Source organism: Pseudoalteromonas sp. MM17-2 (assembly GCF_022347945.1).
GTDB classification, from domain to species: Bacteria; Pseudomonadota; Gammaproteobacteria; order Enterobacterales; family Alteromonadaceae; genus Pseudoalteromonas; species Pseudoalteromonas ruthenica.
The window spans coordinates 115,002-126,694 of the sequence record NZ_JAKRFV010000009.1; the positions used below are offsets into that span (position 1 = coordinate 115,002).

At 47.1% G+C, this 11,693-nt stretch carries 9 protein-coding genes; 1 reads left to right on the top strand and 8 read right to left on the bottom strand.

Annotation, left to right across the window (positions count from 1 at the left end):
- Positions 1-47 precede the first annotated feature (47 nt).
- The 3 genes from MHM93_RS09765 to MHM93_RS09775 form a co-directional block, all read right to left on the bottom strand.
- On the bottom strand, positions 48-1,715 hold the full coding sequence (locus MHM93_RS09765; protein WP_026110926.1) for an AGCS family amino acid carrier protein: 1,668 nt from the start codon (positions 1,713-1,715) through the stop codon (positions 48-50).
- Positions 1,716-1,843: 128 nt separating this feature from the next.
- Positions 1,844-2,971 (bottom strand): M14-type cytosolic carboxypeptidase, encoded by a 1,128-nt coding sequence (locus MHM93_RS09770; RefSeq protein ID WP_138588173.1) that lies wholly within the window; start codon positions 2,969-2,971, stop codon positions 1,844-1,846.
- A gap of 127 nt (positions 2,972-3,098) precedes the next feature.
- Positions 3,099-4,544, bottom strand: a complete 1,446-nt coding sequence (locus MHM93_RS09775; RefSeq protein WP_239449004.1) for a glyceraldehyde-3-phosphate dehydrogenase — start codon at positions 4,542-4,544, stop codon at positions 3,099-3,101.
- Positions 4,545-4,843: 299 nt separating this feature from the next.
- Here MHM93_RS09775 and MHM93_RS09780 point away from each other — a divergent pair, with 299 nt between their 5' ends.
- A complete protein-coding gene (locus MHM93_RS09780) occupies positions 4,844-5,638 on the top strand; it encodes a DUF2989 domain-containing protein (protein ID WP_022943603.1) in 795 nt (264 codons plus the stop codon).
- Positions 5,639-5,683: 45 nt separating this feature from the next.
- Here the strand turns inward: MHM93_RS09780 and ihfA are convergent, their stop codons facing one another.
- The 5 genes from ihfA to MHM93_RS09805 form a co-directional block, all read right to left on the bottom strand.
- Entirely contained in the window at positions 5,684-5,983 is a 300-nt protein-coding gene (ihfA, locus tag MHM93_RS09785) for an integration host factor subunit alpha (RefSeq protein WP_022943602.1), read from the bottom strand.
- 2 nt (positions 5,984-5,985) lie between these two features.
- Positions 5,986-8,373 (bottom strand): phenylalanine--tRNA ligase subunit beta, encoded by a 2,388-nt coding sequence (gene pheT / locus MHM93_RS09790; protein WP_239449006.1) that lies wholly within the window; start codon positions 8,371-8,373, stop codon positions 5,986-5,988.
- Positions 8,374-8,386: 13 nt separating this feature from the next.
- On the bottom strand, positions 8,387-9,367 hold the full coding sequence (pheS, locus tag MHM93_RS09795) for a phenylalanine--tRNA ligase subunit alpha (RefSeq protein ID WP_022943600.1): 981 nt from the start codon (positions 9,365-9,367) through the stop codon (positions 8,387-8,389).
- A 93-nt stretch (positions 9,368-9,460) separates the two neighbouring features.
- Positions 9,461-10,162, bottom strand: a complete 702-nt coding sequence (gene hda / locus MHM93_RS09800; RefSeq protein ID WP_239449027.1) for a DnaA regulatory inactivator Hda — start codon at positions 10,160-10,162, stop codon at positions 9,461-9,463.
- Between the two features lie 6 nt (positions 10,163-10,168).
- A complete protein-coding gene (locus MHM93_RS09805; RefSeq protein WP_343224166.1) occupies positions 10,169-11,215 on the bottom strand; it encodes a DUF2066 domain-containing protein in 1,047 nt (348 codons plus the stop codon).
- Positions 11,216-11,693: the final 478 nt, after the last annotated feature.

The window sequence follows — 11,693 nt, forward strand, 5'->3', positions numbered from 1 at the left end:
TACGCGCCCATAAAAAAGGCGCCTTCTGGCGCCTCATTGTACTGGTTTTAATTGCTCTTGTCTTTTTCCAATTTCTGCCAGTAGTCTTTTACGGAGTCTTTCATTTCTTTACGCAGTAACATGATGCCAAACAAGTTCGGCAAGGTCATCACCACGATGGCTACGGCGGCAAGTTTCCATACCAACGTGGTGTCGGCAAATGACGCCCAAAAGAAACCGGCAACATAAAATACGCGATACGGCATCACCGAGCGCGAACCCAATAAATAGGTCATCGCCCTATCCCCGTAGTAAGACCACGCTATCGCCGTGGAGAAAGCAAACAGCAATAAGCCTATAGACACGATATACTTACCATTGTCGCCCAAGAAGCCACGCGTAAAGGCTTTAGTGGTCAGCTCGGCGGAGTGCACCAGGGATTTACCCATCACACTGATACTGTCGTCGACTATCTGGCCATCTTTCACTTCCACTTCACCGGTGTAGACGTGACGCTCAGTAATGCCAAAACGCAGGTCTTCAGCCACTGAACGTGAGTGCAAAATGGTGAAATCTTTATTTATAGCTTTGCCGTTAATTACGTTGATAGTGCCGTTGTAAGGCGCAACGTCACTGCCGTTACCGTTAAGGTAGTTGTAGAGATCGGTGCGGTCTTCATCACTTTGGTCTGAGTAGTTCCCTTGCAGCACGGTCATTGAACTGCGCTCAAAGTGTGTATCAAATTTTTCGTTCCACACCCCTGATGACAAGATCACTAAACCGGTTAACGTACAAATGATAATAGTGTCGATAAACGGCTCTAAAATTGACACCATGCCTTCGGATACAGGCTCATCGGCTTTGGCTGACGCGTGAGCGATAGGTGCCGAGCCCTGACCAGCTTCATTTGAAAACAGACCTCGGTTAACACCTCGGTTAAAGGCATAAGCAAAGCTGGCACCCAAGAAACCACCGGCGGCGGCTGAGCCTGTGAAGGCCTCGGTAAATACCGAAGCAAACGAAGGGCCTATATTCTCGATGTTATAGAAAATGACCAAGAGCGCGCCAATTACATAGACAGCGGCCATTAGCGGTACGATTTTCGAGGTAATCGCGGCGATGCGTTTAATGCCGCCAAGGATCACTAAGGCTAGTAAGATAGATAGAACGGCCCCTGTGGCCATAGGTTCAAAACCAAAAGTGGCTTCCATACCCTGAGCAATATTATTAATCTGCGGCAGACTACCGGTACCAAAGGAGCTAATAACGGTGGCAATGGCAAATAAAATAGCTAACCACTTCATGTTTAGGCGTTTGTCCATGTAATACATGGGGCCCCCTGCCATAGTGCCATCTTCGGTTTTCTCGCGATATTTGTGCGATAGCGTTACTTCCACAAATTTTGTGGTCATGCCGAAAAATGCCGTCATCCACATCCAAAACAGTGCTGCGGGGCCACCGATGGAGATGGCCAAAGCAACACCACCGATGTTACCAGTGCCCACTGTTCCGGACAGAGCAGTAGAAAGAGCTTGGAAGTGCGTGGTATCACCCTGGTGCGATTTTTTATCATATTTACCAGAGACGATGCGCACGGCATGTTTGAAGTAGCGAACCTGAGGGAATTTTAGATAAATCGTAAAAAATAAACCCACACCAAGCAATACATAGGGGAACCAAACGGAACCACCAAGCATGGAGTCGAGGGTATCAAAGAAGTTTCCTAGGGCATCCACGGGTATATTTCCTCTTTTATTATTATGTCTAACTGCGAACTATGACAGCATCTCACAAGGTTGCGAATATGTTAAAGCATTTGTTATTAAAATGAAGCATAAAAAAGGCGCTTAAACGCGCCTTTTTGTTATCTTAGCTTATCAACCACCGCGATAATGGCGGCTAACGTGTCTTGCCCAAACTGATAGGACCGCCTGTCTGACCAGCCGTAGTCTATATCTGGCAAGTTAGCGTTGTCTTTAAATGGCATCTCTACGGTGTAAGCCAAGGCTTTAAACTCCTCACCCACGGCGCAAGAAGCCACTGTTAGGTTAGCCTCACCAGGGGCATCCTTGTCATAGCCGAATTCATCTTGGAATTCTGGTGTTATAGTCAAAAGCGCATCTTTAAAGGTGTTTTCTAAATCCTCGAGGCGAGCGTCATAGCTTGGGATACCCTCTCCGCCAGCAACAAAGTTATAAGGCAAAGCTTCATCACCGTGGATATCGAGATACATATCCAATCCAACTTCGCGCATTTTGTTTAGTACGAGGTAAACTTCTGGGCTCTGGTCCATGCTCGGTGTGGCCCATTCACGATTCAGGTTAACACCAGCAGCATTGGTGCGCAGATGACCACGCACACTGCCATCAGGGTTCATATTAGGAACAATGTAGAATACTGCTTTCGATAGCAACTTCGCCGCATGAGGGTCCTCGTCGTCGAGTAATTTATGCAATAACCCCTCAACAAACCACTCGGCCATGGTTTCACCTGGGTGTTGACGAGCAGTGATCCAAATCGCCTTTTTATCAGCGCTTGGCTCGCCAATACGCAGCACCGTCATATCACGACCATCCAAGGTGGTACCGAGGTTTTCAGCATCACAGATAGCATGACTTTGCGCCCAATAAATTAAATCAAGATGACGCTCATAACTGTAAGGGGCAAAATAAGCAAAGAACACCTGAGAACACTCTGGTTCAAAGTCAATGATCAAAGTGCCGTTGTCATAACGCGTAGGCACGCGAAACCATGTTTGTCGATCATAGGACGCAACGGCTTGGTAGTCATCCCAGCCCTCTGGGTATGCCGACTCTTTTAGATTATTAATATGCAAGCAGTGTTCAACGAAAGGTGTGGTTTCTAGACGAAAGTGAAACCATTGAAAAAACGCGGACTGATTGTCTTTATTAATCTCAAGTTGGATATCCAGTGGCGATTCACAGGCGATAACCTTGATATTACCACTATCGAAATTACTGGTGATGTTCATACTTTATCCTTTCAGACATGAGAAGTAGTGATGCTCGCAGACTAGCACAGCCCCTGCAGAGCAACAATTAACAACAAAAAAGCCGGTGCGCTAAAAAGCGACCGGCTGTGAACTAACTTGGTTTTTATTAGCGTGGCAAGCTTGGGTGGGCAATTTCAGCCATGTCTTGCATACAACGCACAACCTGACAGCTGTAACCAAACTCATTATCATACCAAACGTAAAGCACAACGCGCTCGCCATCAACGATAGTTGCTTGGGAGTCCACCACACCAGCGTAACGGCTACCAACGAGGTCGGTAGAGACGATTTCTGTTGAAGCGGTGTAATCGATTTGATCGCGTAGCTCCGAGTGTAACGCGGTCTCGCGTAAGAAGGCATTCAGCTCTTCAACACTGGTCCCCTTTTCCAAGTTAAGGTTAAGGATAGCCATTGATACATTCGGTGTCGGCACACGAATAGCATTACCGGTTAGCTTACCTTCAAGTTCCGGCAAGGCTTTGGATACAGCTTTCGCCGCACCAGTAGAGGTAATAACCATGTTGAGCGCAGCAGCGCGACCACGGCGCTCGGCTTTGTGGTAATTATCAATTAAGTTTTGGTCGTTGGTGTATGAGTGTACGGTCTCAACGTGACCATTTTTAATACCAAACTTGTCATTTAAGGCTTTGAGCGTCGGCGTAATGGCGTTAGTGGTGCAGCTTGCAGCACACACAATTTTATCTTCAGGTTTGATATCTTGGTTGTTAACACCGTAAACAATGTTCTTGATATCGCCTTTTGCCGGTGCTGTTAGTAATACTTTCGAAGCACCTTTTGACTCTAGGTGTTGGCCTAGGCCTGCTTCATCTTTCCAAATACCTGTGTTATCAACAACTAACGCATCTTCAATACCATATGCGGTGTAATCAACTTCACTTGGCGAGTTGGCATAAATCACTTGAATGTAGCTGCCGTTAGCTTTAATGGCATTACGCTCATTATCAATGGTGATAGAGCCGTTGAATGGGCCATGAATTGAATCACGACGCAATAGGCTAGCTCGTTTTTCAAGATCCCCATCTTTACCACCACGTACCACAATGGCGCGTAAACGTAAGTCGGCATACGGGCCTGACTTTTCGATTAATAAGCGCGCTAACAAGCGACCAATACGGCCAAAACCATATAAAACCACATCACGCGGTGCTTTTGGCTCACCTGGATTAGTGATTTCTGCAAGCTCGTCTTTTAAAAATTCTTCTAACGAGCGACCTTTGGCCGCATCTTTATATAGGAAGCTGTAAGCCAATTTACCAATATCGATACGGCCAGAGCTAAGTTCCATGTTGCTGATCGCTTCTAACACCGGGTAGCTTTCGCGCAGACGTAGTTTAGAGTCTTCAAATTGCGCCACGGTTTTGTGCGCTTTAATAATATCGATGGTGCTGGCGTTGACCAGAGGGCGGCCATAAACGGCAATTTCGATACCACGGTTGCGATACAGTTTACCAATGATGGGTTGCATACTTTCAGCGTAGTCTTGGCGTTCTTGCCAGCTGTTCAAGTACTCTTGCTCGTGAGATGAGGTCATTGTTTCTGCCTTTGAAATTTATTTTGAACGGATATAGCCCGAGGAGGGAATGTGTCATCACAAAGTGAGAGCGTGATCAAGGACAATATACCTCCTAGCAGGCGGGCATATTCTAATGCAAAGCGCGAGCAATAACCACCTCTACATTACTCTTGGGTACAAGGTGTCTCCCTATAACGCTTTGAGCTACAATAAAATCAATGACTAAAGCGGTTTTACACCCATTGACGAAAAGTAACGTCAATTTCAGCGCATAACATGATGGTGTGAGCGCACTAATACAAAGAAAAGGAATAACCATGCGACTTATTATCGGCTTGGCCTTAGTTACAACGTTGAGCGGCTGTGACTCAAGCCTGACAGTGCGGGAAGTCTGTGAGCAAACTCCGGCCATGTGTAATGACTTAAACACAGACAGTCACTGCCGACATGAACGCGCAGAAGTGATCATAAGTCGCTTTCATGAGTATGAAAAGCCGACTTTGGAGCGAAAATACCAATTACTAAAAGACTTTGAACGCTACAGCCAATGTGTCAATCTCGCTTCAAAAATTGAACACATAAAGCTTAAAGAAAAGACCGCCTCACGTTATAAGGGCTATCACACGGCACAAAAAGAAATTAATCGCTTACTTTATGAAACCCGTGGTAGCAATCATCCAGGGCTGCTGTATTTTCACTGGTCGCGTAACAACGATAATAGTGCACTGCAAAAACTGCTGTCGATGCAAGAAGACACAAAAGTAAAAAACAGCCGAGATGCACAGTTTTACCTGGCCAGTTACTACATGAAAGTGGATACGCAAAAAACGTTGGATCACTTATACCGTAGTCTTGAGCTTAATGGTGCTGAACAACAGCCCCATCCTGAAGTGCTTACTTCACTGGTCAATATTTTCTATCAGCAAGAACAGTATAATTTGGCGTATACCTTTGCAGTGGTGGCCAAACAGGCCGGCGTGGAAAACATTGATTTTGCGCCTTTGCGCGCAAGGGCATTAGATGACGGGCATGACCTAGAGCGCCTAGATACCTTAGCACAAACTACTTACGAGCAGATCATGAGCGGACAATTCCGCTCGCCCCGCTCATAAGTAAACTCCATAAAAGTAAAAAGCAGCCTTCAGGCTGCTTTTTTATTACTTTAATTTGCTAGTGCCCACTTCAACACGGGTTTTTAGCTTTTGTCCGGGTCTAAAAGTGACCACTCGGCGCGCCGAGATAGGAATATCTTCTCCGGTTTTGGGGTTACGACCTGGTCGCTCTTTCTTATCACGAAGATCGAAGTTGCCAAAGCCGGAAAGCTTAATTTGCTCCCCATTTTCTAAAGCTGAGCGGATTTCTTCAAAAAACGCTTCAACTAGTTCTTTGGCATCCTTTTTATTGATCCCCAACTTCTCAAATAGGTGTTCAGCTATGTCGGCTTTGGTAAGCGCCATATCTAGTCCCTCAACGATGCGTTAAACTCTTTGGCCAATGCGGCCACGACGTTGTCGACAACTAAGTTGATATCTTTCTCTTCGAGCGTTCTATCAACCGCCTGCAGTGTCAGAGCAATTGCCAAACTCTTATAATTTGGCTCGATACCTTTGCCCTTATACACATCGAATAAGTTTAGGTCAACCAATTGATTTCCGCCAACTTTTTCTATAGTGGCTAAAACATCACCAGCATGAACCTTATCTTCCACCAAAATCGCGATGTCTCGGCGGTTCGATGGGAACTTGGATATTCCTACAGCTTCTGGAAGAACACGGCTAGCCACTGCGGCTACTTCAATTTCAAAGACATAGGCTGCACCGTTAATACCAAGCTGCTTTTGCAACTGTGGATGCACAGCACCAACAAAACCGACCTGCTGCCCATCAACAAAGATAGCGGCACTTTGGCCCGGGTGCAAACCATCACACTGCTGTGCTTTGAAACTAAAGCGCGCACTGTCATTGCATAACGCCAGTAACGCTTCCACGTCCCCTTTGACATCATAGAAGTCAACCGCGCGGCTTGGTACATTCCAATGCTCGCCATAACTTGTGCCCGAGACAATGCCACCAAACACGGCCTGCTGACGCACACCATTTTCAGCTTGTTCATCAGCCATGAACTTTAGTCCATGCTCAAACAAGCGCACGCGTGATTGCTGACGATTTTGGTTGTACACCAACGCATTCAGTAACCCCGGCATCAACGACAGACGCATGACCGACATGTCCGCCGAAATAGGGTGCGGCAAATGCAATGCTTGCTCATCGCCATGGATGGCAGCTTGGACCTTGGGATCAACAAAGCTATAAGTAATGGCTTCTTGATAACCGCGCGTCACTAAGGTATCGCGCAAACGCTTAACCGGCACTGACGCTTCGTTGTGAGCTGTCATGTTAAGTTTCGCCATTGGCGCAACATTAGGAATATTGTTGTAGCCATAGACCCGAGCGACTTCTTCGATTAAGTCTTCCTCGATGCGAATATCAAAGCGATAACTGGGCACATCGGCCTGCCAAGTACCGTTTGTGAATTGTACGTCTAGGCCTAAACGACGCAGGATATTGGTCACGGTTTCATCATCGATATGATAGCCAATCACACGGTCTAAACGTTCACGACGTAAAGTAACCGCTGTGACCTTTGGTAACTGCTCTGTAGCAACAGCCTCAACAACAGGACCAGCTTGACCTCCGACTATATCAAGTAACAATGCCGTAGCACGTTCCATGGCGTCACGTTGTAGCGCAAAATCAACTCCGCGCTCATAACGGTGCGAGGCATCGGTGTGCAGCCCATAGCTTCGTGCCTGACCGGCAATAGCGACAGGGTTAAAGAAGGCACTTTCAAGTAAAATATCGCTGGTTTTCTCGGTGACCCCAGAGCCCTCTCCACCAAAGATACCCGCCATGGCTAAGGCTTTATTATGATCGGCGATCACTAGCGTCGATTCATTGAGTTTCGCAGTGTTGCCATCAAGCAAAACCAGCTCTTCACCAGCATTGGCACTACGTACCTTAATACCACCTTCAATGGCGGCTAAGTCAAACGCATGCATCGGGTGGCCCAGCTCAATCAACACATAGTTGGTGACATCAACCACAGGGTCAATAGAGCGAATACCACTGCGGCGCAATTTCTCAACCATCCACAATGGCGTTTGCGCATCAAGATTGATGCCCTTAATTACGCGACCAAGGTAACGAGGGCAACCTTGCTCGTTAACTAGCTCAATGCTGACTTTATCATCAATGGTGGGCTCTACTGGCGCAATCGTCAGTTCATTCACGTCCAGGTTGTTTAGCACCCCCACTTCGCGAGCCAAGCCTTTAATACCCAGGCAATCGCTGCGGTTCGGCGTTAAATCAACATCGACAATATGGTCATCAAGACTTAGGTACTCACGTAAATCGGTGCCAATGGGCGCATCGGCTGGCAATTCCATAATGCCATCGCCCTCTTCACTGATACCTAGCTCTACGAATGCGCATAACATGCCATGCGACGGTTGACCACGCAGCTTGGCCTTTTTAATTTTAAAATCGCCGGGTAATACCGCGCCGACTTTCGCCACTGCCACTTTGATACCTTGGCGACAGTTAGGTGCGCCGCACACAATATCAAGTAACTCATCATCACCGACGTTTACTTTCGTCACACGCAGTTTATCGGCATCAGGGTGCTGACCACACTCGACGACTTCGCCGACAACCACACCACTAAACTGACCTGCAGCTGGTTCTAATGCATCTACTTCCAGTCCCGCCATTGACAGCTGCTCCGCAAGTGCGTCGCTATCGATGGCCGGGTTCACCCATTCACGTAACCACTTTTCACTGAATTTCATTTATCACGACCTCTTAACGGAACTGGTTTAGGAATTTCAAATCATTTTCGAAAAATGCGCGTAAGTCATTAACGCCATAGCGCAACATGGTAAGGCGCTCTACCCCCATACCAAAGGCAAAACCAGTGTATTTTTCAGGGTCGATATTAACTGAACGCAACACATTCGGGTGCACCATACCGCAACCAAGAACCTCTAACCATTTGCCGTCTTTACCTTTCACATCAACCTCTGCCGATGGCTCAGTGAATGGGAAGTAAGAGGGGCGGAAACGAATTTCCATATCTTCTTCAAAAAAGTTACGAAGAAAATCGTGCAAAATGCCCTTGAGCTCAGTGAAGCTAACGTCTGTATCCACCATCAAACCTTCAACCTGATGGAACATCGGTGTATGCGTTTGATCGTAATCGTTACGATACACACGACCTGGCGAGATAATACGCAAAGGCGGTTGCTCAGTTTCCATGGTACGTATTTGTACACCACTGGTTTGCGTACGTAATACCAACTTGGGGTTGAAGTAGAAGGTATCGTGATCCGCGCGTGCCGGGTGATGTGCAGGAATGTTCAAGGCATCAAAGTTGTGGAAGTCATCTTCCACCTCTGGCCCTTGCTTCACCGCAAAACCCAACTCACCGAAGAAAGATTCGATGCGTTCAATGGTCCGGGTAACGGGATGAATGCCGCCGCTGGCCATATTGCGCCCAGGTAAGGTGACATCAATGGTTTCTGCTGCCAGCTTTTGCTCTAATGCTTTTGCGTTCAGCGCTTCACGCTTCTCATTGATCGCTTCAGTCACTTGCTGCTTGGCTTGGTTAATCACTTGGCCGGCGCTCTTACGCTCTTCTGGCGCCATTTTACCAAGCGTTTTCAGTAACCCGGTAATTTCACCTTTCTTTCCAAGGTAGTTTACGCGCACATCTTCTAGGTGCGCGATTTCGCTGGCTGAATCAACCGCCTTTAAGGCGTCAGCCAAAATCGCTTCTAAGTTCATCGGATACCTGACTAGGGTGATAATTTAAAGTGTTTATTTAACCACTTATGATAACCAAAGGGCCGCTCTGATTCTAGCCCTGAGCGGTGCTTTCTATAGCTTTAAAGTGGCTTTTATAAACGGAATGGTGAGCTTTCGCTGCGCTGCCATAGAGGCATGATCGAGTTTGTCCAATACATCAAGGAGTGCACGCATGTCCCGACTTAAGCGCGTCAATAAAAAGCGTGCACAATCATCAGAAAGTTCTAAGCCGCGCATTTTTGCTCTATTTGTTAATGCTTGAGCCTTATCATCATCACTCATCGAGCGGATTTGTAAGGTAGTGCCCCATTTCAGCCGTGACTCTAAATCCGGCAGCGTAATATTAAGCATATCCGGCAATAAATCGGCGGAAATCAGCAACAGCTTGCCCGGCTCGTTAAAACGGTTAAAAAAGTTGAATAGGGCTTTTTCCCAGGCCTCATCACCGGCGACTAAGTGCAAATCATCGATACATACGACATCAAGGGTATCGAGCCCCTCTAACACCTGAGCACCAAACTGCTGCACTTCACTTAACGACAGAAGCATACTGGACAAGCCCTGCTCTTGGGCATGGATACAAGTAGCATAAAGTAAATGCGATTTGCCCGAGTCCCCTAACCCACACAAATAGGTGTACTGAAATTGCTGTGTTAGGTGTTCAAAGGCCGCTTTTAAGTGATTAACCTCTAACGAGTCTTCACCACCAAAGTAACTGGCGTAGGTTTCGTCATCAGGTAAAGTAACAGGCAATGCCAGTTGCGAATGCTGCATCATCAGTTATTGCCACGCATACTCAAGATCGTCATTGCTAGTAGAGTAATAAAACTTATCTGGGTCGCGATAATCACTAAAGTAGGAATCAAGCGTCAATGCTTTGCGCAAGTCATCAACACTGCCTGTATGACTGACATTTATTTCAATAAACTTTTTAGCAACATGACTGACGTTAGCATCAGTGACCACACTTAGGCTACGTAACCGCCGCAAGGCATACTCGATATCAACAAAACTGGTGGTGTTATAAAGCTTAAGCATCTGCTGCTGTGCATCATAACCAGAAGCCGCATCAATTGCATACTCACTGGCAAGTGCACCGGCTAGAGCGTCGACCATATCGAGAATAACCTGTTGCTTGTCGCCCTTGTGTCGGGTGGCCTCGAACTGATCTTCATTGGTAAAGCGCCAATCGAGCTCCCACGCTCCGGAGCGTTCATCTTGATAGAGTCTCGCTGACACAACGCGTTCTGCCATATAACGCTGCGAAGCGATGTCCAGGGAGTCACTGAAATTTCCCCATACGTCAGTGACTTCGACATGCTGTCTGTCTTCAAGGTCGAGTAAAGGAGTAACAATGGGGAGCCCGCGACGAGAGGCACGATCCGACAGTAACTCCTCGACTTGCGGGTGGGTATCAGCAGTGAGCAGCTCCCGTCGCCAGCCATCTTCAATCGCCAACCAAATGACCACCAAAGGACGGCGATTGCCCCACAGTGGCAAACCGGCTTCTCTGACTAAGGTATTGACCTTGTTGCTGTCAAATTGCACGTTTAAGTATGATTGCCCTTCGTTATCGCCGTATTCAAATTTAGTCATATAATCGGAGATATCAGATAATGCGCCCCGCACCACCTGGTTGTTCGTTGCATCAGGCTCACCCGTGACCTTGATCACTACATTTAATAATGCGTTCTGACTTGCCGTGACCCGGCTAGCACGAGTTTTATCATCTACTGGCTGTTGATACTGGTACAGCCCTTTTACTTCTATCGCCTGACTTGAGAAGGCGATAAACATTGCACATAGCAGGAATAAATTACGGATCACGTTGCTTCATACCTCAATCATAATGCCCTGATCCTAAAGCAAAGACTAAAACAAAGCAAAAGGTTCGCTAAGATTAACAACGGCTATGAAGAGAGCCTGAATATAGGCGGTTAACAATGATTGATGTATCCCTGTGTTGTGGATCAGGATGAATCCTGATTAAGGTGTCGCAAGGCTAAAGCCTTGCCTACAGATATGGTGATGAATGTTTAGCTGTGTTGTAGGTCGGGATTTATCCTGACTAGCTGTTTCAAGGCTAAAGCCTTGCCTACAGATGCGATGAGTGGGGATGTGCGGTGTTGTAGGTCGGGGTTTACCCTGACTAAGATGTTGCAAGGCTGAAGCCTTGCCTACGGATTTAGCGTTATTCTGTGGTTTGGCTCTGTTGTGGGTCAGGGTTTACCCTGACTAGGGTGACGCAAGGCTGAAGCCTGGCCTACAGGCATAAAAAAACCCGCTGCACTGGTGCAACGGGTCT

Excerpts from the sequence above, each read along its gene's own strand:
- MHM93_RS09770 (WP_138588173.1), bottom strand. The coding sequence starts at position 2,971 with ATGAACATCACCAGTAATTTCGATAGTGGTAATATCAAGGTTATCGCC.
- MHM93_RS09775 (WP_239449004.1), bottom strand. The coding sequence starts at position 4,544 with ATGACCTCATCTCACGAGCAAGAGTACTTGAACAGCTGGCAAGAACGC.
- MHM93_RS09780 (WP_022943603.1), top strand. The coding sequence starts at position 4,844 with ATGCGACTTATTATCGGCTTGGCCTTAGTTACAACGTTGAGCGGCTGT.
- ihfA (WP_022943602.1), bottom strand. The coding sequence starts at position 5,983 with ATGGCGCTTACCAAAGCCGACATAGCTGAACACCTATTTGAGAAGTTG.
- pheT (WP_239449006.1), bottom strand. The coding sequence starts at position 8,373 with ATGAAATTCAGTGAAAAGTGGTTACGTGAATGGGTGAACCCGGCCATC.
- pheS (WP_022943600.1), bottom strand. The coding sequence starts at position 9,367 with ATGAACTTAGAAGCGATTTTGGCTGACGCCTTAAAGGCGGTTGATTCA.
- hda (WP_239449027.1), bottom strand. The coding sequence starts at position 10,162 with ATGCAGCATTCGCAACTGGCATTGCCTGTTACTTTACCTGATGACGAA.